This is a genomic window from Candidatus Thiodubiliella endoseptemdiera (assembly GCF_964212635.1).
Classification (GTDB): domain Bacteria; phylum Pseudomonadota; class Gammaproteobacteria; order PS1; family Pseudothioglobaceae; genus Thiodubiliella; species Thiodubiliella endoseptemdiera.
In genome coordinates, this window is sequence record NZ_OZ156463.1 from 1,140,174 (window position 1) to 1,162,548 (window position 22,375).

At 38.5% G+C, this 22,375-nt stretch carries 22 protein-coding genes; 6 read left to right on the forward strand and 16 right to left on the reverse strand.

Features of this window, described 5'->3' with window-relative positions; all coding sequences use genetic code 11:
- Window positions 1-7: 7 nt before the first annotated feature.
- From AB8525_RS05955 to AB8525_RS05965, 3 genes are all read right to left on the reverse strand, one after another.
- Window positions 8-220, reverse strand: a complete 213-nt coding sequence (locus AB8525_RS05955; protein WP_369176834.1) for a hypothetical protein — start codon at window positions 218-220, stop codon at window positions 8-10.
- Window positions 221-222: 2 nt separating this feature from the next.
- The gene (locus AB8525_RS05960; protein ID WP_369150110.1) at window positions 223-423 is read right to left on the reverse strand and encodes a hypothetical protein; all 201 of its coding nucleotides are present in this window, start codon (window positions 421-423) and stop codon (window positions 223-225) included.
- Window positions 424-635: 212 nt separating this feature from the next.
- On the reverse strand, window positions 636-5,480 hold the full coding sequence (locus AB8525_RS05965) for an inverse autotransporter beta domain-containing protein (protein WP_369176836.1): 4,845 nt from the start codon (window positions 5,478-5,480) through the stop codon (window positions 636-638).
- Window positions 5,481-5,872: 392 nt separating this feature from the next.
- On the opposite strand from AB8525_RS05965, the gene gshB reads away from it, so the two are divergent.
- Window positions 5,873-6,832 (forward strand): glutathione synthase, encoded by a 960-nt coding sequence (gene gshB, locus AB8525_RS05970; protein ID WP_369176838.1) that lies wholly within the window; start codon window positions 5,873-5,875, stop codon window positions 6,830-6,832.
- Window positions 6,833-6,840: 8 nt separating this feature from the next.
- On the opposite strand, the gene AB8525_RS05975 is transcribed toward gshB, so the two are convergent.
- The 4 genes from AB8525_RS05975 to AB8525_RS05990 all read right to left on the reverse strand — a co-directional run bounded on the left by AB8525_RS05975 (window position 6,841) and on the right by AB8525_RS05990 (window position 9,383).
- Window positions 6,841-7,089, reverse strand: coding sequence for a hypothetical protein (locus AB8525_RS05975; protein WP_369176840.1), 249 nt, complete (start codon window positions 7,087-7,089; stop codon window positions 6,841-6,843).
- A 23-nt stretch (window positions 7,090-7,112) separates the two neighbouring features.
- Window positions 7,113-7,505 (reverse strand): fluoride efflux transporter CrcB, encoded by a 393-nt coding sequence (gene crcB / locus AB8525_RS05980; RefSeq protein WP_369150118.1) that lies wholly within the window; start codon window positions 7,503-7,505, stop codon window positions 7,113-7,115.
- On the reverse strand, window positions 7,502-8,746 hold the full coding sequence (locus AB8525_RS05985; protein ID WP_369176842.1) for a replication-associated recombination protein A: 1,245 nt from the start codon (window positions 8,744-8,746) through the stop codon (window positions 7,502-7,504). The genes crcB and AB8525_RS05985 overlap by 4 nt, the downstream gene beginning before the upstream one ends.
- Window positions 8,747-8,957: 211 nt before the next feature.
- Window positions 8,958-9,383 carry an adenylyltransferase/cytidyltransferase family protein gene (locus AB8525_RS05990; protein ID WP_369150121.1) on the reverse strand — a complete coding sequence of 142 codons (426 nt, stop codon included), beginning with the start codon at window positions 9,381-9,383 and terminating at the stop codon, window positions 8,958-8,960.
- A 54-nt stretch (window positions 9,384-9,437) separates the two neighbouring features.
- Between AB8525_RS05990 and AB8525_RS05995 the strand changes: the two genes are divergently transcribed.
- Complete coding sequence (locus AB8525_RS05995; protein ID WP_369150122.1) at window positions 9,438-9,605, forward strand: hypothetical protein; 168 nt, start codon at window positions 9,438-9,440, stop codon at window positions 9,603-9,605.
- Window positions 9,606-9,624: 19 nt separating this feature from the next.
- Here the strand turns inward: AB8525_RS05995 and AB8525_RS06000 are convergent, their stop codons facing one another.
- The 3 genes from AB8525_RS06000 to AB8525_RS06010 all read right to left on the reverse strand — a co-directional run bounded on the left by AB8525_RS06000 (window position 9,625) and on the right by AB8525_RS06010 (window position 11,751).
- Entirely contained in the window at window positions 9,625-10,275 is a 651-nt protein-coding gene (locus tag AB8525_RS06000; RefSeq protein WP_369176844.1) for a phosphatidylcholine/phosphatidylserine synthase, read from the reverse strand.
- 200 nt (window positions 10,276-10,475) lie between these two features.
- Complete coding sequence (locus AB8525_RS06005; RefSeq protein ID WP_369176845.1) at window positions 10,476-10,649, reverse strand: hypothetical protein; 174 nt, start codon at window positions 10,647-10,649, stop codon at window positions 10,476-10,478.
- Between the two features lie 139 nt (window positions 10,650-10,788).
- Complete coding sequence (locus tag AB8525_RS06010) at window positions 10,789-11,751, reverse strand: FAD:protein FMN transferase (protein ID WP_369176847.1); 963 nt, start codon at window positions 11,749-11,751, stop codon at window positions 10,789-10,791.
- Between the two features lie 28 nt (window positions 11,752-11,779).
- Here AB8525_RS06010 and AB8525_RS06015 point away from each other — a divergent pair, with 28 nt between their 5' ends.
- From AB8525_RS06015 to AB8525_RS06030, 4 genes are read left to right on the forward strand one after another with little or no spacing between them, the layout of a single operon-like run.
- Complete coding sequence (locus AB8525_RS06015; protein ID WP_369176849.1) at window positions 11,780-12,964, forward strand: lytic murein transglycosylase; 1,185 nt, start codon at window positions 11,780-11,782, stop codon at window positions 12,962-12,964.
- Entirely contained in the window at window positions 12,912-13,376 is a 465-nt protein-coding gene (gene ruvX / locus AB8525_RS06020) for a Holliday junction resolvase RuvX (RefSeq protein WP_369150127.1), read from the forward strand. Before AB8525_RS06015 ends, ruvX begins: the two co-directional genes overlap by 53 nt.
- Window positions 13,376-14,332, forward strand: a complete 957-nt coding sequence (locus tag AB8525_RS06025) for an aspartate carbamoyltransferase catalytic subunit (RefSeq protein ID WP_369150128.1) — start codon at window positions 13,376-13,378, stop codon at window positions 14,330-14,332. Before ruvX ends, AB8525_RS06025 begins: the two co-directional genes overlap by 1 nt.
- On the forward strand, window positions 14,329-14,898 hold the full coding sequence (locus tag AB8525_RS06030; RefSeq protein WP_369150130.1) for a UPF0149 family protein: 570 nt from the start codon (window positions 14,329-14,331) through the stop codon (window positions 14,896-14,898). The genes AB8525_RS06025 and AB8525_RS06030 overlap by 4 nt, the downstream gene beginning before the upstream one ends.
- 206 nt (window positions 14,899-15,104) lie before the next feature.
- Here the strand turns inward: AB8525_RS06030 and AB8525_RS06035 are convergent, their stop codons facing one another.
- From AB8525_RS06035 to dnaN, 6 genes are all read right to left on the reverse strand, one after another.
- A complete protein-coding gene (locus AB8525_RS06035; protein WP_369150108.1) occupies window positions 15,105-15,254 on the reverse strand; it encodes a hypothetical protein in 150 nt (49 codons plus the stop codon).
- 73 nt (window positions 15,255-15,327) lie between these two features.
- Window positions 15,328-16,638: a chromate efflux transporter gene (chrA, locus tag AB8525_RS06040; protein WP_369176850.1), complete on the reverse strand. Its 1,311-nt coding sequence runs from the start codon at window positions 16,636-16,638 to the stop codon at window positions 15,328-15,330.
- Window positions 16,639-16,712: 74 nt separating this feature from the next.
- Window positions 16,713-17,600 carry a phosphoribulokinase gene (locus AB8525_RS06045; RefSeq protein WP_369176852.1) on the reverse strand — a complete coding sequence of 296 codons (888 nt, stop codon included), beginning with the start codon at window positions 17,598-17,600 and terminating at the stop codon, window positions 16,713-16,715.
- A 25-nt stretch (window positions 17,601-17,625) separates the two neighbouring features.
- Window positions 17,626-20,028, reverse strand: a complete 2,403-nt coding sequence (gene gyrB, locus AB8525_RS06050) for a DNA topoisomerase (ATP-hydrolyzing) subunit B (protein ID WP_369176854.1) — start codon at window positions 20,026-20,028, stop codon at window positions 17,626-17,628.
- A gap of 74 nt (window positions 20,029-20,102) precedes the next feature.
- The gene (locus tag AB8525_RS06055; RefSeq protein WP_369176856.1) at window positions 20,103-21,191 is read right to left on the reverse strand and encodes a DNA replication/repair protein RecF; all 1,089 of its coding nucleotides are present in this window, start codon (window positions 21,189-21,191) and stop codon (window positions 20,103-20,105) included.
- 23 nt (window positions 21,192-21,214) lie between these two features.
- On the reverse strand, window positions 21,215-22,318 hold the full coding sequence (dnaN, locus tag AB8525_RS06060) for a DNA polymerase III subunit beta (RefSeq protein WP_369176858.1): 1,104 nt from the start codon (window positions 22,316-22,318) through the stop codon (window positions 21,215-21,217).
- Between the last annotated feature and the right edge of the window lie 57 nt (window positions 22,319-22,375).

The following is a 22,375-nucleotide window of genomic DNA, read 5'->3' on the forward strand; positions in this document are numbered from 1 at the left end:
CCTGATTCTAATTAAAATTTTCAAGGATTATACCATTGACCCTCTGTGCAGATTTTTTTATCTTTTTTATTAGAGAGAGACCTTTGCATAAATAGGGATGATTAGCAAAATGACAGATTTTATTAAATTGGAAATTTTTTAAATCCACTCCTAGCAGGGCTAAGGGTGTTTTTAAAAAGTTTGTAATTTGATGAAAGATGGCGTTTTGATGATTATTCATATTTATGCAAAGGTCTCATCAAGGTAAATCGCTCGATAAATCAAATGGTGCACCACTCTATCGGAAAAATCTGCTGCAAAAATTTCACGCTTAACGGGTTTGTTAATCATAAACACTGTGGATGGCTTAGGTTGGTAAGTTCGATTATTAATCTGTGTTGCCAATTCAATCAATTTTGATTCATAATCAAACTCAAATTCCAACTGATTTTAGGTATTGCGCTTGTTTTTGCGCGCATCATAATAAGCCAAATACAACTGGTAAGCCAAATTTTCATAATCTTTATTGTTTTTCATTTTAAAATCTAAAAAAAACTTGCGCCAAAGGCACAAAAAACCAAAAGCACCCAGCCACCCTGCGGGATGTCTGGGTCAAGGGACGAAGTGTGCAAATAAATCAAAGTATCACGCTACGCTTAATCCTTAATGCAACGAACGGTAAAACCGAAGGCACGATTATCAGTGTAGAAATTCGCACTGCCACTGCTGAAGCCCAAAAGGCGGCCACGCAACCCATCAGCAGAGCGACTCCACAAGTAGGCGTCAGAGCCAACAGAGTAAAGCGCGCCACTCCTATGATCGCGGATGCCAGCAACTGGGATTTTGAGGAAGCTGGATAAGGCTGTGGCGCTGTTAATAACATCCGTGGTAGTGGCACTGGTGGTATCTGCTGTTAGCTCTTCCTCTGTTGGCACACTAAAGCCTGTTGGGCAAATGTCATTTGCTCCGCCATCTGTCCAAGCACTGATTCTACTGCTACCAGTTGAGTCTGCATCGCTCCAGTCGCCTGAAGAGGTAGAAAGGGTAGAAGAGGTAATAAATTTATTTATTGCTGGGGTGATGGTAGTTGCCAATTTTGCTGTTATGCCTGAAGTTCTAGATTCGTGCCCATCATCATTTCTACCCCATTGGTAGAGATTGCCATAACAAGCAGAATCTGTAGATGAGGCACAAACTTTAGTGGCACCGAGGTTTCTATCGAGCCACATTTTGTTTGTGTCAGGAGATTTCACTATCATATAAGTTAAGTTCTTAAAGGTAATGGTTCCAGCTGCAACAGAAGGATTCACCGCAGTAATCATTGCTTTCACCTCTGCCTGAGTCGCAGGAGAGGAAAAACTACCTGGATTGTCATTAATGTAGGCTTGGTAAGCAGCTAAATTAGCATCAACAAAACCCGTGAGTGCTGGCAGAATTGCACCAAACTCAGCGATAGTGGTATCAGAAGTGCTAGCAGTGTTGGCATCGGTGCCGATGTCTTTTAGAACTCTGCTTGAGGCATTCACCGCATCAACCATTGCTTGTACCTCTGCCTGAGTCGCATGAGAGGCAAAACTACCTGGATTGGCATCAATGTAGGTTTGGTAATCAGTTAAATTAGCATCAACAAAACTCGTGAGTGCTGGCAGAATTGCACCAAACTCAGCGATAGTGGTATCAGAAGTGCTAGCAGTGTTGGCATCGGTGCCGATGTCTTTTAGAACTCTGCTTGAGGCAGCGGCAGCAGTAACTGTTGCATTCACCGCATCAACCATTGCTTGTACCTCTGTCCGAGTCGCAGGAGAGGCAAAACTACCTGAATTGGCATCAATGTAGGTTTGGTAATCAGTTAAATTAGCATCAACAAAACTCGTGAGTGCTGGCAGAATTGCACCAAACTCAGCGATAGTGGTATCAGAAGTGCTAGCAGTGTTGGCATCGGTGCCGATGTCTTTTAGAACTCTGCTTGAGGCAGCGGCAGCAGTAACTGTTGCATTCACCGCATCAACCATTGCTTGTACCTCTGTCTGAGTCGCAGGAGAGGCAAAACTACCTGAATTGGCATCAATGTAGGTTTGGTAATCAGTTAAATTAGCATCAACAAAACTCGTGAGTGCTGGCAGAATTGCACCAAACTCAGCGATAGTGGTATCAGAAGTGCTAGCAGTGTTGGCATCGGTGCCGATGTCTTTTAGAACTCTGCTTGAGGCAGCGGCAGCAGTAACTGTTGCATTCACCGCATCAACCATTGCTTGTACCTCTGTCCGAGTCGCAGGAGAGGCAAAACTACCTGAATTGGCATCAATGTAGGTTTGGTAATAAGTTAAATTAGCACTAACAAAACCCGTGAGTGCTGGCAGAATTGCACCAAACTCAGCGATAGTGGTATCAGAAGTGCTAGCAGTGTTGGCATCGGTGCCGATGTCTTTTAGAACGCTGCTTGAGGCAGCAGCAGCAGCAGTAACTGTTGCATTCACCGCATCAACCATTGCTTGTACCTCTGTCCGAGTTGCAGGATAGGAAAAACTACCTGAATTGGCATCAATGTAGGTTTGGTAATCAGTTAAATTAGCATCAACAAAACCCGTGAGTGCTGGCAGAATTGCACCAAACTCAGCGATAGTGGTATCAGAAGTGCTAGCAGTGTTGGCATCGTTGCCGATGTCTGCTAGAACGCTGCTTGAGGTAACAGTAGCAGCAACTATTGCATTCACCGCATCAACCATTGCTTGTACCTCTGTCCGAGTCGCAGGAGAGGCAAAACTACCTGAATTGGCATCAATGTAGGTTTGGTAATAAGTTAAATTAGCATCAACAAAATCCGTGAGTGCTGGCAGAATTGCACCAAACTCAGCGATAGTGGTATCAGAAGTGCTAGCAGTGTTGGCATCGGTGCCGATGTCTTCTAGAACGCTGTTTGAGGCAGCGGCAGCAGTAACTGTTGCATTCACCGCATCAACCATTGCTTGTACCTCTGTCCGAGTCGCAGGAGAGGCAAAACTACCTGAATTGGCATCAATGTAGGTTTGGTAATCAGTTAAATTAGCATCAACAAAATCCGTGAGTGCTGGCAGAATTGCACCAAACTCAGCGATAGTGGTATCAGAAGTGCTAGCAGTGTTGGCATCGGTGCCGATGTCTTCTAGAACGCTGTTTGAGGCAGCGGCAGCAGCAGCAGCAGCAACTGTTGCATTCACCACAGTAACCATTACTTGCACCTCTGCCTGAGTCGGATGATAGGCAAAACTACCTGAATTGGCATCAATGTAGGCTTGGTAAGCAGCTAAATTAGCATCAACAAAACTCGTGAGTGCTGGCAGAATTGCACCAAACTCAGCGATAGTGGTATCAGAAGTGCTAGCAGTGTTGGCATCGGTGCCGATGTCTTTTAGAACGCTGCTTGAGGCAGCAGCAGCAGCAACTATTGCATTCACTATTGCTTGAATCTCAGCAGTGGTATCAGAGTCAGTGGTGGTTGCTGTAGCAATATCTGCATTAACAGCTGCTAGGTTACCAGCAGTAACCCCAGTAACCCCTGCACCGATATAGTCTTTCAGTGTTGGTACTACGTTGGTGCCGTCATAGTTACTAATTTTAACAATGGCTAGATTACCTTTGATAGTGCCTTCGCCCGTTGCGCTAGCGGCACTACCTGTTCTTCCTGAGCCTGTAGCACAAGCTGTGCCATCTCCTAAACCCATACCACCAGTTGCACAGCGGTTGATAGCGGTTGCCAAATCTTGATTTGCATCGTTTAAAGTGCCATCATCACTAATATCTGCGGCTAAAGTAGCAATCGTAACTGCAGGACTACTCTCTTGCATTTGTGAGATGCCTGCAAGCACTAAGCCAAATTTACCCTTAGGGCTATCACCTGCTGCTTCATTATTCAAATCCGTAGGGATAATGTTAGTTATATTAATGCCGGACAAACCGAAGGCGGTGGCAACCACAGTATTTTGATCAGCGATGTTAGCCGCTAAATTACCGGCAGCAGTAGCCAATCGATAAGCAATTTCAGATAACGGTGAGGTTATTAATGTTAACTCGCCTGTACCTGAATATATTGTAGCTGCACGAAACGTTGGCGCTGGAATAGTACTACCTGTTGCCTCATCGGTATAGCTACCGCCTGTACAAGTCATGGTAACCAAACCTGCTGGGATAACTACGCTGGATAAATCAACGAGACCTTTGGCATCTGTGACACCTGAGCCGCCTGCAATAGCAACATTTGAAGCACTGTAAACCACACAACGGGCACCCACAGTGGTGGCGTTGTATTCACCCAATACAACACTTACGCCATTACTTACGCCATTTAGAAGTTTTTCAATACGGATTTTGTTGCTTCGTTCTACTGGGCTTAGGTCTGTTAAGTGAACAATGCCTTCGTTTTTGAAAGGGGTATCGCTAATACTAAAGTCAGTGAAACGCTCGTTGTCTTTAAAGGGTAATTGTGCTGTTAGGCGTGCATAACTGGCGCGTTCTACTGTGTTAGATTTCTCAGTGCCAATCTCAAGCTCAAGTGATGGGGTGAGTTTAACTTCCACGCCTAAGATGGTGCCTTTGATATCGGGACCTTGTTGTCCATCCCAATAATAACGCGATCCTTTGATTTTTGCCCAAGGTAGGTAAGGTGCTTGACCTTCGAGCTTAACATCATAACCAGGTAAAACTTCTTCGGTGAAAGCACCAATGACTTTTTTGTCTGTGAGTGGATAATACTTATTGATATTGGCTTTAAAGTTTGTGCGTTGGTATTCTAAACCAAGACTGAGGCGTTTGTGTTTAGACTTAGTCTCATAGTCGGTAAATAGGTTGATGCCTACAATGGATTTATCGTTTTCAAGTAAGAATCGTTGTCCAATACCTAAATTGAGGGTGTTACGGCGTTCGCCATGATTCTCGCCTGAGTTAAGCCGACCTTGGAAGAAGGTTAATTTCTTACTGTCTTTATCAAGCGTTGTTAAAGGTTGGATGGTTTTAATACTATAATCCAATGCTTGTGAGTCAATGCCGTAAATACTAATCTCGCTGCGACCAGAGCCAATGCTGTTAGCATATTCATTGGCTTTGTCATTAATAAAACCCTCAGTGGTGCTGATGGCTTTGTTTTTGAGTTGGTTTGCTACATTGGTGCTTAGAGTTTTGCCAAATTGGTTGGCATTGTTTGAGTCAGTGCCGCCTAGGGTATTACGCACAGTGCTCGCGACTTCTTTGAGTAAGGTGGTGGCTTGGTTGTCTTTTTTATTAACGGCTTGGGTGTTGTTCCAGTTGTAGGTGTAAGGTTTGCTAAAATCTAGGTAGGCGGCTTTGTTGAATTGCTGAGTGTCTGAGACTACATTAAGAGATAGGGTAAGTAAACTAACACTGAAAAGGTATTTTAGTTTGGTTAATGCAGTAGAGCCCCCCGCGATATTTACGGCTTGGGCTGGGTTTTTGGTAAAGGTGTTTTTAAGGAAGTGAATTAATTTGATTTTTATTATAGTATTTGTCATGCTTGGCACCTGTTTAATTTAAAATTTTCAAAAATTATACCATTGACCTCCCCCCTGTGCAAATTTTTTTATCTTTTTTATTAGAGAGAGACCTTTGAGAGACCTTTGCATAAATATGAATAATCATCAAAACGCCATCTTTCATCAAATTACAAACTTTTTAAAAACACCCTTAGCCCTGCTAGAGCCCTGCTAGGAGTGGATTTAAAAAATTTCCAATTTAATAAAATCTGTCATTTTGCTAATCATCCCTATTTATGCAAAGGTCTCAGAGAATTTTAATTAATTGGCTGGTGCCAGGGTAAATAAGAGTGTCTTTAAAAACTCTGATGAAGTTTTTATAATAATCCACCTTATCTACAAGAACTACTATACTGCCAAAAGCCTCTATAATGTCTACTATGAAAATCGCAGTATTAATGGATGATATCGCTAATATCAATCCGAAAAAAGACTCTTCTCTGGCTATGATGTTGGAGGCTTCACGCCGTTCGCATACGATTTACACCTTTGATAGCAACGATTTATTTGCAGAAGCAGGGGTGGTTTACGCCAATGCCTCGCTAACTAAGGTAAGGGATGATTTGACATCTTGGTTTGAAAAACAACCCGTAGAAAAAATACCTCTTAGTGACTTTAAGGTGATTTTGATGCGTAAAGACCCGCCGTTCGATATGAATTATATTTACGCCACTTATTTTTTAGAGCAGGCGGAAAAACAAGGGGTGTTGGTTGTTAATAAAGCCCAGTCATTGCGAGATGCGAATGAAAAACTTTTCGCTTTGAATTTTCCAAATTGCTTGCCAAATACTTTAGTCAGTAGCAGTCAAACACAAATCAAAGCCTTCATTAAATCTCAAAAAACCGCTGTGGTCAAGCCACTAGATGGAATGGGTGGTCATGATATTTTCAAATTTAGCATAGGTGATAGTAACATTGACACCACTCTAAAACGCCTCACCGACAACGGTAATCGCCCGATTATGGCGCAAGAATTCTTGCCCGACATCGTCAAAGGTGATAAGCGCATTCTTATCATCAACGGCAAACCGATTGATTATGCCTTAGCCCGCATCCCCGCAAAAGGCAATTTCAAAGGTAATCTCGCTGCTGGCGCAACAGGTGTTGGACAGCCCTTAAATAAACGCGACTATTGGCTGTGCGAACAAATAGCGCCTACTTTAAAAGCTAAAGACTTAATGTTTGTCGGATTAGATGTGATTGGTGATTTCATCACTGAAATTAATGTCACCAGTCCAACCTGCATTCGTGAACTAGATACGCAATTTAACCTTAATATTGCTGGTGTGCTATTTGATGCAATTGAGCAACAAATCAAACCCCGGAAATAACCTCAAAATCATTCAAACTGCCAGTAATGTAACTTGCAAGCAATTTGGTTAATACTGGCACCAGATTCAACTGCATCATCAATAATCAAGGTAGTTTTAAATTTTGCCATGCTGAGACCTTTGCATAAATAGGGATGATTAGCAAAATGACAGATTTTATTAAATTGGAAATTTTTTAAATCCACTCCTAGCAGGGCTAAGGGTGTTTTTAAAAAGTTTGTAATTTGATGAAAGATGGCGTTTTGATGATTATTCATATTTATGCAAAGGTCTCTCAGTACTAGTTTCCCAATAAATAACGCGCAAGCACAACCCCTACGCCCACTGCCGACAGAGACAGTGTAATATTCAATAAAATATTAAGACTGGCTTGCGCGTAATGTCCCATACTAATCATCTCAACCGATTCCCATGAAAGTGTTGACATTGTGGTTAAAGAACCAGTGAAACCAACCAAAAGTAACAATCGGTAAGCTTCATTCAACATTGCTTTTTCCAAAACAATCACCACCAAAATACCTGCAAAAAATGAGCCGATGAGATTCGCACTTAAAGTGCCATAAGGAAATCCATATCCAAAAATTGAATTAATCAATATCGTTAAATAATAACGCAGGCTAGCGCCGATTGTTGCACCAATGCCGATGGCAAAAACTGTTGGGAAAAAGGTCATTTGTTACCCCTGAGTTGTTTTAATTTTTCACTAATTTTAATCTCTAAGCCCCTATCAACGGGCTGATAATATACTTGTTCGCCTAATTCTTCGGGGAAGTAAGTTTGCCCTTTGGCAAATCCGCCTTGCTCGTTATGCGCATAGCGATAGCCTTTACCATAGCCCAATTCATTCATCAATGCAGTTGGCGCGTTGCACAAATGCTTTGGAACATTCAAATCAGCACTGTCTTGGGCTGCACTCATCGCTTGATTAAAAGCACTATAAACCGCATTAGATTTAGGCGCGACTGCACAATATACTGCAGCTTGAGCGATGGCACGATTGCCTTCTTTTGCCCCCACTCGTTCAAAAATTTGCCAAGCATTCAGTGTAATTTCTAAGGCACGAGGGTCAGCATTGCCAATGTCTTCCGAGGCAATTGCCAATAATCGTCGGGCAATCGTTTTCGCATCGCATCCTGCTACCAACATTCTCGCCATCCAATATAATGCCCCGTCAGGCGACGACCCTCGTATCGACTTATGAAATGCCGAGAGTTGCTGATAAAAAATATCCCCGCCTTTATCAAATGCACTAATTTTTTTCTGCAACAAATTCCCCACCGATACGCCATCCAATTTGTCCAATTTCGCCAAAGCAATCTGTTCAACAATATTAATCAATCGGCGTGCATCGCCCCCACTTGAATTTATCACGCTGAGCCGTGCATCCTCGTCCATTGCCTCTAATTTTTCGTGTGCCAATGCCCGTTGCAAAATTTGTGCTAACGCCGAAGCGTTCAACACTTCCAGCACATACACGCTCACTCTTGATAACAATGCACGATTTAACTCAAACGATGGATTTTCAGTCGTTGCCCCAATCAGTGTTATCAACCCCGACTCAATATGAGGCAAAAATCCGTCCTGCTGTGCCTTATTAAAACGATGAATTTCATCAACAAATAAAACCGTTTTCTGCCCGATATTCTGGAATTTCTTCGCATTTTCAACCACCGCTCGCAATTCCTTAACCCCATCTAAGACCGCACTAATTTGCTCAAAATGCCCATCCACCTGATTAGCAATAATCTGTGCCAGTGTCGTCTTCCCCACCCCCGACGGCCCCCATAAAATCATTGAATGCAACTGCTTTTTATCCAACGCCTGCCTTAGTGGATGCGTCTCATTCAACAAATGTGACTGCCCAAAGAATTCATCCAAATTTTGTGGTCTTAAATTTTCTGCAAGTGGCTTCATATATTTAAAGTTGCGTAGGAAGTTTTTATTTAATATTTTATCTGAGACCTTTGCATAAATAGGGATGATTAGCAAAATGACAGATTTTATTAAATTGGAAATTTTTTAAATCCACTCCTAGAGGGCTAAGGGTGTTTTTAAAAAGTTTGTAATTTGATGAAAGATGGCGTTTTGATGATTATTCATATTTATGCAAAGGTCTCATATGCCTTTATTTTCTTGTTTTATTATACTGATGTATAATATTTTGCTTTATTTTAGTAGAGGAATTTCTTGGACTATACTTAATTTGAATCACCTTTTTTTCTTGTTCATCAAAATAATTTTCTACATCTTGGTTATGGGGCTTTCTACCCCAATCCTGTCCAATAACAAAAATATCTGCTTTAATTTTTTTACAAACAGTAAGATAATCTAGTTCATGGTATGGAAGCACAATATCCACACAGCGAAGTGCTTTAAGCATTTCAATGCGTTGCTCAAGGGGGATAGCGGGGGTATTAGGTTTGTAGAGTTTGACGACTTCATCAGAGGCTATTCCAACAGCAACTGTATCACCTATCGTGGCGCAATATTCTAACAAAGCCAAATGACCTACATGCAATAAATCAAAGGTACCTACGGTATATACAATCATTATGTTTAACTCCTAAATTAAAATGAATTTTATTATTGAGACCTTTGCATAAATATGAATAATCATCAAAACGCCATCTTTCATCAAATTACAAACTTTTTAAAAACACCCTTAGCCCTGCTAGGAGTGGATTTAAAAAATTTCCAATTTAATAAAATCTGTCATTTTGCTAATCATCCCTATTTATGCAAAGGTCTCTATTATATTTTACTAAAATTGTGATGGATTCTTTAAGGGCACCCTATAAAAGTTTCCAGCTATAAATAGCAGTTATTACAAGTGTATAAATAGCAAGGATGATAACATTAATAGTTTGCCCAGAAAGTTTTGGTGTTTGGATTTGTGAAACATTTAAAGTGGCAAGCCCTAAACAACTAATATACAAGATAACTGTAAATATTTCTGCACTAAAAACACCCTCAAAGAGAAATATAAAAACAAGAATCATATTGTTATTATCAAGCGCCATTCCTGTGTATTTTTTTCCATTGGCAAGACCGAAAGTATTGAAATAACTCAATCTAATAGCACTGGCAGAAATAATAATAAACATTCCGGGTAAGAATATGGGGTCAAATTTTCCATAACTTAAAAGCAGTATGGCTGGAGATACACCATAGTTTACAATGTCTATTAATGAATCGAGTTGTCCACCAAAGAATCCCTGTTTACTGGTTCTGCCTTTCATCTTTCGTGCAATAAGTCCATCTGCCCAGTCAAATGCAACCGCCCAAATCATCCCTATCATTGCTGCATAATAAATACCTAAAATACTAAAGTAAATGGCTAATATTGTGCAAGCCAAACCAGTAAGCGAACATAAATTAGGTAAATCTTTTACAAAAGAAATAATACTGGGTTGTGATTCTTGAAGTTTTTCGTTGTCTGCCATTATAAGGGTGTCCTAACTATTTTTGGTGTCATTATTGTACACACATAGTGTTTAATTCGTTGTAAATACATATCCCTAATCCAAAAATAGAAAATGCAAATCTGATACCAACTCTTGCCACCACAGCATTTCCAAAAGATCACCGTGGAACCACTGAGTAGCACTAACACAATAATCAATAATTAGGGTTGGGGTGTAATTTATTCAACATTTTTCCTGATATTGCAGTAGAGACCTTTGCATAAATAGGGATGATTAGCAAAATGACAGATTTTATTAAATTGGAAATTTTTTAAATCCACTCCTAGCAGGGCTAAGGGTGTTTTTAAAAAGTTTGTAATTTGATGAAAGATGGCGTTTTGATGATTATTCATATTTATGCAAAGGTCTCTTTATTGAGGGTGATTAGCCAATCGCCTGTGTCGTCTTTGGGTGCGTTGCGTAGATAGTCAATAAGGATAAAACTGGGGTATGGTAGCTGAAAGCATGGATGTAAGGGGTGAGGGATGGCATTTAATGGTTTATCTTAATTACCTCAAAATTATGCTGTTGATTCAAAATCAAAATCACTGACAATCCCAATCGTTTTGCCAGTATCGCCGCATTGTGACTGCCCATTGCTAGCATGGCGGTGGCGTAAGCGTCAGCTATCATTGTTTGCGGATGAATAACACTGACGGAGGCTAAATTGCTGTTGGCAGGGCGTCCAGTGTTTGGGTTGAGGATATGATGATAGCGAGTGCCATTCCAAATGGAATAGTTGCGGTAGTCACCTGAGGTGGCAATGGCTTGATCGTTAAGTGTGATTGCGATTGGCTGGGTGTTATTCGGTTGCTCAATACCGATTGTCCATTGTTTGCCGTGGCTGGTGCCGTGGGTTCGAACCTCGCCACCGATTTCTACTAAATAGTTTGAGGTCTTGAGTAGGGTAGCAATAGCATCCACGGCGTAGCCTTTGGCAATGGCGGATAAGTTGATGTGGATATTTCTAGTTTTTATAATAGCTTTATGTTGCCCGTCTTTAAGAGTTAAATAACGGATGGAACTATTTTTAAATGCTCGGTCTATATTTTTTTGAATTGGTTTTTGTGTGATTTTTTTCACCCCAAAACCCCATACATCAATTAAACGCCCAATGCCTGAATCAAAATATCCATTCGTTTCTTGCTCAATTTCTTTGGATGCTTTTAAAACATAAAACAATTCATCAGAGACTGAAATCCACTGGTTAATCGGCTGTTTGTTGAGCAAAGACAATTCAGATTCAACATCCCAAGTTGAAAATATTTGGTTAATTTGCATCAATCTGTCATCAATTTTTTGCTGTGAAATGTCGGTATCGTCAGCGATTTTAACCGTGTAGGCAGTCCCCATTGTTACCCCAGAAAAGGACTGAGTTCGCTCACTTTTACCACAAGCACCAAGCACTAAAAACACAAGGCTGATAAGGTATAATTTTGCTATGTTTCGATTCATATTATTCTTTATTCTCACTATTTCAGCGTTGCCGGCCTTTGCATTTCACACAGATGATACCCTTGACGCCGACAATGCGCAAAGCTTTAAAACATTCTTAGGCACGATTCGGGTTAAAGCAATCAAAAAAGGAATTTCCTCAGCAACACTTGATCGCGCCTTCAAAGGACTGACCCCTGACCCAAAAATTATTAAGTTTGACCGCAATCAGGCAGAGTTTACTTTGAATTTTTGGCGTTATATAAATTCCAGAGTGAGTGAAAAACGCTTAACCAAAGGTCGAGTTAAGCTTGAAGAAAACCAAATATTACTTAACAATGTGTATCAAAAGTATGGGGTGCCGCCGTCAATTTTAGTGGCGTTTTGGGGGCTGGAGACGAATTACGGCAAAAATGTCGGCAAAATGAATTTAGTGCGTTCACTGGCAACTTTAAGTTTTGATTTACGCAGGCGAGGATTTTTTACTCGGGAATTGTTGATTTTACTTGAGCTCATTGACCAAGGCAAACTGCCACTAAGTGTCAAAGGTTCGTGGGCAGGGGCAATGGGGAACTTGCAGTTTATGCCGAGCAATGTGGCTGCTTATGCGATTGATGCGGATGAAAATGGGATATTAAATTTGTGGGGTGGGCTCAAAGATATTTTTCATTCGGGCTCTAATTTTCTCAAAAATATTGGTTGGCATAGAGGGGAGCGCTGGGGAGACGAGGTTAAAGTTGCTGTGGATTTTAAGTCGTCATTGGCGAATTTAAAGATTAAAAAAACCGTTCAAGCATGGCAAAATTTGGGGGTTGTTCGGGCGGATGGGAAAGGTTTTTCCGCCTCGTTGCTCAAACGCAAAGCCTCGTTAATTTTGCCGATGGGGCATAAAGGCCCTGCTTTTTTGGTATATAGAAACTTTCGCACCATTCTTAGGTGGAATCGCTCCATTCTTTACGCCTTGTCGGTTGGGCATTTGTCTGACCGTTTGCAGGAAAAACGCACTTTGATTGCCAAACCGATTACTGAGCCCTCTTTAAATCGTGACGATATTAAACTTATTCAGACTGCGCTTAAGCAATTGGGTTTTGATGCAGGCGATGCTGATGGCATTCCTGGGTCTAAAACTCGGGCGGCGGTGCGTGATTATCAGCGTGCAAATGGCTTGCCTATTGATGGTTATGTGGGTTATCAGTTATTACAAAACTTACACAAGCAACGCCGTGGACATTGACACTTATTTGGGTTTTGATGTCGGTACAAAACGCACTGGGGTTGCCATTGCCAATAGCCTGACCAATACGGCGAATGGTATTCAAGTGGTAACTAATAATAAGGATGGTTCGATAGATTTTGAGCAATATGATAAGATTGTTAAGGCACATAATGTGCGTTTATTTGTGGTTGGATTGCCACTAGGCAAAGATGGAGAAAAACAAGAAATGTCGTTTATTGCCCAATCTTTTGGACGCAAATTAACTGACAGATATAGCGTTGAGACGGTATTTATTGATGAACATTTATCTTCATTTGAGGCTAAAAAACAATTAAAATACTGCCATTATCACCCTAACGCTAAACGCGGGGAAGTAGATAAACGCTCTGCTGCTCTGATTTTGCAAACTTGGATAGAGGAAAATCTTTAATGCAAAAAGAATTAATTAGTAACGACATACAGTTAGATTCCTCTGGTAAATTAATTCATTTATTGGGGCTTGAAGGGCTTTCTAAACAACATTTAACGCATATTCTTGATGTCGCCGATGGGCTGATTGATGATAAAGGAAATCTAAAAAAATCCAAAGCACTTGACGATATGAGTATTGCCAACTTGTTTTTCGAACCCTCAACTCGGACTCGAAATACCTTTGAAATTGCAGGCAAGCGTACTAGTGCAAATATTATTAATGTCGATTTAGCCAACTCAGCGACTAAAAAAAATGAGTCGCTACTTGATACTATGCACACGCTCAAAGCGATGCAAATTGATATGTTTGTGATTCGCCACAAACAAAGCGGTTTACCTCATTATGTCGCTGAAAATATTGGTAATACCGCTATTCTTAATGCCGGTGATGGGGTTAATGCTCACCCGACACAGGCGTTATTGGATATGCTCACTATTCGCCAGCACAAACATCATTTTAAAGGCTTGTCGGTGGCTATTGTTGGTGATATTCTACATTCTCGTGTGGCACATTCGGGCATTCAAGCATTAAAAACCTTAGGCACAAAGGACATTCGCTTAGTTGCGCCTAAAGGGCTGCAATACAATGCCAAACCCTGTGAAGCAGTGCAATGTTTTGATACTATTCAAGCGGGGCTTGAAGGATGCGATGTAGTGATGATGTTGCGTTTGCAAAAAGAGCGTATGTTAGATATTCCCAATGAGCAAGATTATTTTGAGCATTACGGCTTAACCCCTGAACGCTTGGCACTGGCAAAACCTGATGCGATTGTTATGCACCCCGGCCCGATTAATCGTGGTGTTGAAATTGATTCATCAGTTGCCGATAGCGAGCAATCCGTTATTCTCCAACAGGTTACCAACGGCATCGCAGTGCGTATGGCGGTGATGGCAATTTTGGCAGGCAAACTATGATAAAAATGGCAAACAATACGCTGGACTATGACGAAGTAAAAAATGTGCTGCATAAACTCAATACCGATGATACTATTGCTAGCGCACATGGGATTTTGTGTGGATTTTCCTGCATCAGACCAGAGGTAAAATTAGACGACTGGCTCAATGAAGTGCTGGTCAGCATTGACCTCAACAACCTTAACGAAAAAGAAGCCCACGAAAAATTAGCCCAAATCTATAACACCACACTCTCACAACTTGACGATGCCACACTCAACTTTCAATTATTAATTGCCGATGAAAATTGCACCCTCAGAGAGCAAGCTGATACATTAATTCAATGGTGTCAAGGATTTTTAGTTGGTCTAGGCTTGCAAAAAATATCCACACACGACGAAGATGTCTTGGAAATGATTAAAGATTTCAGTGAAATAGCACAGCTCGATGGCAATGTTTTAGACAATGAAGAAAATGCCAATGATTTAAGCGAAATCATAGAATTCGTGCGTATGGGTACTTTGTTCATCCAAGAAACCTTGCAACCTTCCAAGCAAGACTATGTCGCCACAAACACCCTACATTAATTCAATTCCAAAAAAAATACCTACAAATCAACTCAACTTATAGGTATTTTTAAATAAAGTAGGTAGCCGTCAAAACATAAACTGTGGGAGAATAAATAAAAAAACGACCACCTGTTAGAAAATCACGAAAAACTTCAGAGTTAAAACACAATCTTCTAAGTATTATTATACATTGATATAATAATTTAGTGATATAGTTTTAATAATTAAAGGAGACCTTTGCATAAATAGGGATGATTAGCAAAATGACAGATTTTATTAAATTGGAAATTTTTTAAATCCACTCCTAGCAGGGCTAAGGGTGTTTTTAAAAAGTTTGTAATTTGATGAAAGATGGCGTTTTGATGATTATTCATATTTATGCAAAGGTCTCTAAAGAAACCTTTATTTTTTATGGGTTTATCTGCGATGTTTAATATATTTTTGATATCAGGCCAAGATTGTCAATCCAAAACCGATCAACGCACTCACAGCAATCACACTCATAATACTAATCTTGAAACGAAATAGTGCAATGAATGCTGCCCCAGTGATGGCGAGGGATACCCAATTGATTTGTTGGTTTTGATAGAGTGTAGCCAAGGCGAAAAATACAGCCAAATTAACAATCACACCGACTACAGAAGCTGTTACGGCTGACAAGGGGGCGCTGAATTTTAAGTTACCCCGGGTAGCTTCAATGCCTGGACCACCTAAAAATATAAATAAAAATGAAGGTAGAAAGGTGAAAAAAGTGGCAACTAACGCACCGACAAAACCCGCTATTAGTATTTGTTCTGGACCAAAGATTTCTTTAACAGTGGCACCGACAAAGCCAACAAAGGCAACCACCATAATTAGGGGTCCAGGTGTGGTTTCACCGAGTGCTAATCCATCCATCATTTGGTGAGCGGTTAGCCATTGATACTGATCAACGCCGCCTTGATAAATATAAGGCAAGACTGCGTAAGCACCACCAAAAGTGACTACAGCAGCTTTGGTAAAAAAAATGCCCATTGTTTGTAATACCTTGCTATCTAATTGACTCATTACTAAGAAACCGAGTCCAATACCAATCACGGCAAAGCCAATTAAGCGCGACCATTTAAATTTGGCGTAATTGGGGATAGGGGTGTCATCGTCAATGAGTGCAGGAGCGAGGTTATCTTTTGTATTGCCATGATGTGTACCGCTTTTAAAAGTATTAGGTGAGAGTTTTGCACCTATATAGCCGATAATAACCGCACTTAAAACAATATAAGGGAAAGGGATACTGAATTGGTATATGGCAATAAATGCTAAGACTGCCAAAATTCTTAATACATTGTTTGATAGGGCTTTTCTACCAATACGATAAGCAGCGAATAAGACAATGGCGGTGACTGCGGGTTTGATGCCATATAAGATGCCCGATACTGCACTTATATCGCCATAGGCGAGATAGACCCAAGTCAAGGCACTGAGAATAAACAAAGAAGGTAACACGAACAAAATACCAGCAACCAGTCCACCGCCAACACCAAACATTAGCCAGCCGATATAAGTCGCCAATTGTTGTGCTTCTGGACCAGGTAATATCATTGTGTAATTGAGTGCATGTAGAAAACGATGTTCGGAAATCCAACGGCGTTTTTCTACTAACTCTTGATGCATCATTGAAATTTGTCCTGCAGGACCCCCAAAACTAATGAAACCAAGTTTTAACCAATATAAAAAGAATTGGAAGAAACTGGGTTTTTTTGGCACTTTTTTTATACTCATAATAGCGTATTTTTTGAATTCTTTAACTAAAAAACCCCATCGAATAGATGGGGTTTTTAAAGGCGTGACTTGAGTTATTTATCTTCAATCATCTTATGAATAATTGGATATAAAATAACTTCCATCGCTAAGCCCATTTTGTTACCCGGAACAACAATTGTATTGCGTCTGGACATAAACGAACCTTCAATTAAGGTTTTTACTTGAGTGAAATCAGCTGGGGTTTTTTCTAAATTATTAAAATGAATTACCACAAGTGATTCATCAGGTGTGGGGATGTCACGTGCAATAAAAGGATTGGAAGTATCTACCGTTGCAATACGCTGGAAATTAATGTCCGTTTGTGAAAATTGTGGGGTGATATAGTTGATATAATCAGGCATTCTACTTAAAATTGTATCGACTGTTTCCTCGGCAGAATAGCCTCGCTCAGCATTATCACGATGAATTTTTTGAATCCATTCAAGATTGATACTGGGGACAACACCGATTTTTAGGTCGCCATATTGTGCCATATCTACGCCATCTGCCACTACAGCACCATGTAAACCTTCATAAAATAATAAATCGGTACCTGCACCGACTTTTTCCCATGGGGTAAATTGACCTGGGTTAAGGTCTGAACTTAATCTTGTATTATGTTCAGTTGCTTCTTCATCAGAATGGATGTAGTAGCGACGGTCGCATTCACCTGTGGTGCCATAATCTTTAAAAGATTGTTCAATTTTTTTGAATAAATTGGTATTCGGTCCAAAGTGTGAAAAGAAGTTATTACCTTGTGCTTTTTGTTCTGCCACCGCTGCTTTCATCGCTACACGGTCATATTTATGAAAACTGTCACCTTCAACAATCAATGGTTTAATGTTTTCTTTCTCAAAAATGTGCTCAAACGCACGCTTTACAAAAGTAGTTCCTGCACCTGACGAACCAGTAACTACTACTACAGGGTGTTTCTTTGACATATTATTCTCCTATGTATGGATAAGTTTAAAAATCTAAATTATCGACAGACAACGCATTTTCTTCAATAAAATTCCTTCGTGGCTCTACCTCATCGCCCATTAATGTAGTAAAAACTTCATCTGCAACCATCGCATCTTCAATCTTCACTTTTAATAAAATTCTATTTTCTTGATTCATTGTGGTCTCCCATAATTGTTCTGGATTCATTTCACCTAAGCCTTTATAACGCTGGAAACTTTGCCCTTTCTTTGCATCGTCCATTAAGAAAGTTACCACTTCTGAAAAACTTTTTACCGATATAATTTTTTCTTTTTTCTCTACAAAAGACTCATCAGTAATCATATTTTCAATTTCTTCTGAGAATTTTCTAATCGCATCATAATCTGTTGAATCAAAAAAACCTACACCAAGTTTATCGACATCAGTATCTACACCATATACAGACAAGGTGTGTTCAATTTCATCTGTTTTCTCATTAAAAACAACGATGTGTTTATGTGCTGGTGACAAGTCGTATGCTAATATTTGTTGTAATTCTGTTACCCAATTATTAACTTTTTTCTTATCTTTTAAGTCTTTAAGCGGATTTGTTTTTGCAATAGCACGCAATAAAATAGGATTGATTTTTTTTGATAATTTTTCAATTATGTTGTTAATTTGATAAAACTCTTTCACCGCTGATTCTAAGGCAAGCCCCGAAATTGCAGGTGCTTGCTTGTTACTAAATACATTAGCGCCTCTGATTGCTTCTTGCAACAAATATTCATTTAATTCCGCATCATCTTTCAAATATTGTTCTTGCTTACCTTTTTTGATTTTATACAAAGGTGGTTGGGCGATATACAAATACCCATTTTCAATCAACTCAGGTAAATAGCGATAAAAGAAAGTTAATAGTAAAGTACGAATATGTGCGCCATCAACATCTGCATCGGTCATAATCACAATTTTATGATAACGCAATTTTTCAATATTGTATTCTTCTTTACCAATACCACAACCAAGTGCGGTAATTAAAGTCCCCACTTCGGCAGAACCCAACATTTTTTCAAAGCGAGCTTTTTCAACATTTAAGATTTTACCTTTAAGTGGCAAAATTGCTTGCGTGCGACGATCACGACCTTGCTTAGCAGATCCTCCTGCAGAATCTCCTTCCACAAGAAAAATTTCACTTTCGGCAGGGTCTTTTGTTTGGCAATCGCTCAATTTTCCCGGTAAGCCGGCGATATCTAACGCCCCTTTACGACGAGTCATCTCTCTGGCTTTTCGTGCCGCATCGCGCGCTCTTGAAGCCTCTAAAATTTTACCAATGATAATTTTTGCTTCAGTTGGATTTTCTAATAGGTATTCACCTAATTTTTCATTCAGCGCTGATTCAACTGGTGCACGCACTTCACTAGATACTAATTTGTCTTTTGTTTGTGATGAGAATTTAGGGTCTGGCACTTTAACGGAAACAATTGCTGTCAATCCTTCGCGTGTGTCTTCACCAGTAATATTAGCTTTTTCTTTTTTTGCTAAACCCGAATTATCAATATAATTATTCAGCGTTCTGGTTAACGCACCTCTAAAACCTGCTAAGTGAGCGCCGCCATCTCGTTGCGGAATGTTATTAGTAAAGCAATAAATACTTTCTTGGTATGAATCACTCCATTGCAATGCTACATCAATTTGAATGTCATCGCGTTCTGCTGAAATGGCAATAATGTCATTATGGATAGGGGTTTTTGCTTTGTTTAAATGCTCAACAAAAGCAGTGATACCACCGTCATATTCAAATACATCTTTACGATCAGTGGCTAATTCTTGAATTTCAATATGCACACCTGAATTTAAGAATGATAATTCACGCACACGGTTGGCCAAAATATCATATTTGAATTCAGTAATGGCAAAAATTTCAGGGCTGGGTTTAAAGTGGATTGTTGTTCCTGTTGTATCTGTTTTACCTGTTACTCTCATTGGTGCATCTGGCACACCTAATGAATAATTTTGCTCATGGATTTCGCCATTACGGTGTACAATTAATTTGACTGTTTCAGAAAGTGCATTCACCACCGACACACCGACACCGTGTAAACCGCCAGAAACTTTATAAGAATTATCATCAAATTTACCACCAGCGTGCAAAATAGTCATAATAACTTCTGCTGCACTAATACCTTCTTCTGGATGAATATCGGTTGGAATACCCCGACCATCATCAGTCACAGAAACTGACTGGTCCTCGTGAATAGTAATATTGATTTTAGAACAGTGTCCAGCTAATGCTTCATCAATCGCATTATCAACAACTTCAAATACCATGTGATGTAAACCTGTTCCATCATCAGTATCGCCAATATACATTCCTGGGCGTTTTCTAACGGCATCAAGACCCTTTAAAACCTTAATACTTGATGCTTCATATGCTTGTTGTTCGGACATAGTTACCTAAATACACTTATAAAATAATGAAGTTGATTATACCATGATAGGAATTTTTATCATCTTATTCTTGTTTATTTTTGTAGTGTAATTTCACCTTGATTAATCTTAAAAATAGTGGGATTTATATGTTTAATAGTGGTTAAGTTGTGACTGATATCAGTTATAAAGGTTTGTACTTTGAGTATTTTTAAATATTGTAAAATAATATTAACTTTAGTATTATCCAATTCAGAAGATAAATCATCAATTAAAACAATCGGTTTTATACCTAAATTAATAAGCAATACCACTTGTGTTAGCCAAAAAATAATAGATAAAGTTTTTTGCTCACCTCTTGAAAAAAAGCATTCATTTCTATTGTCAAAGGTAAAATTAATATTAGCTTTATGTGAACCATAATTTAAATATTTTATACGTAATAATAAAGCAGTATTTTTCTGTAAATATTGATAAATATTATTCTCATTAAGGGCGTCAACTTCTTTAGGCCAACCCGATGAAAATACATAATTAAATTGTTCTTTTGAGTCAATCAATGTATCTAGAATTTTGACTTTATTAGAAAATAAAGTTTCTTTAAGTTGTTGTAAATAATCCAATCGGCTTTTATTAATTACAGCAGAAAATTTTGCCAACTCTAAAAACCAAAAATCCAATTCATTGGTTTGATTTTTACTTAATAATGAATTGATATTTTTTAAGATTTTATTATAAGCTTTAAAGGTTTTAATAGTTTCTGGTTTCACGTGGAACACTCCCCAATCTAAATAAGAACGCTTATTTTTAGGGGTACCGTTGACAATAAATCCTTTATCCGGGGTGATAATTTGAATGGGTAATAAACGACTGAGTTTTGATGCGTTACCTACTTTTTGTTGATTGATGATAACGCTGGTTTTGATTTTTGATTTTTCTAATTTTATTTTATTTTTATCCACCTCGGCACTAAGTTGAAATAATTTAGATTCAAAATTAATAATGTCTTTCAGATTTTTTGTTTTAAATGAACGGTTATGGCCTAAGTAATAAATGGCTTCAATTAGATTAGTTTTCCCTTGAGCATTATCACTAATGAATAAATTAATTCCTTTACAAGGGGTGATAAATTGAGTATTTAAATTACGAAATTGATGAATGGATAATTTGTTAATAATAGCCATACAAAATTTTAAGTGTTAATGAGTTAAACCCGCATTGGCATAACTACATATTGATAAGTATCATCACCAATACTACTTAATAAACAAGATTGGTTTTCACCATTAGGTATAACCATATTTACATTATCAGAAGTAAGGTTTTCTAAAATAGAAATAAGATAATGGATATTAAAAGTAATTTCTATTTCTTTATTAAAGTTATCAATATCAATTTTAGTTTTTGCTTGGCCTCGCTCTGAATGTGAGAATATATTAATTTGATTGCCTTTAAATGCTAATTTAACACCTTTAGTGCGTTCATCAGCAAAAATAGAGGCTTGTTGCAGATTATCTAAGAAGCTTTGACGGTTAATAACAACAGTATTTTCATAATCTGTTGGAATAACTTGTAAATAATTAGGAAAATTACCATCAATTAAACGACTGATAATAGTGATACTATCACTGGTTAAGTAAAAGTAATTGTCTGAAAGATGAATATCTACATTGGCATTTTCATCTTTACTAAGGATTTTAATTAATTCTAATACTGCTTTTCTTGGCAAAATAACAGTTTTTTTATTGGTTAATTCATTCTCTTGTTTAATCTCACCAATAGCTAAACGATGACCATCAGTAGCAACGACAATGATATTATCTTTTGTTACTTCAAAATATAAACCGTTTAAATAAGCACGAATATCTTGATTACCCATTGAAAATGCTGTATTTTCAATAAGTTCTTTTAAAACAAGTCGTTTAATATGAATAATTTCGCTGTCTTTAATTTTTGGTAATGAAGGGAAATCTTTTGTGTTAAAAGTATTTAATTCAAATGAATTGTTATTGACTTTGATATAAATTTTAGTTTCTTCAATTATAAATTCAATGATTGTTTCTTCTGTAAGTTTACGAACAATATCAATTAAATCTTTTGCAAAAATTGTAAAACAAGCTTCTTCTTTGGCTTGGATTTTTTTTGATGCACGCAATTCAATTTCCATATCGGTTGTAGTTAATGTTAACTTCCCATCTTTTAATTGAATAAGTACATGGGAGAGAATAGGAAGTGTTTGATTTTTTTCAACAACACTAATAACAGATTGCAAGGGTCCTAATAATTCTTTGACGGTAAGTTGTATATTCATAAAAGTTTCTCTTAATTAAATAGTTATTATTAATATTAGTTAACCTGTTTTCTGTTG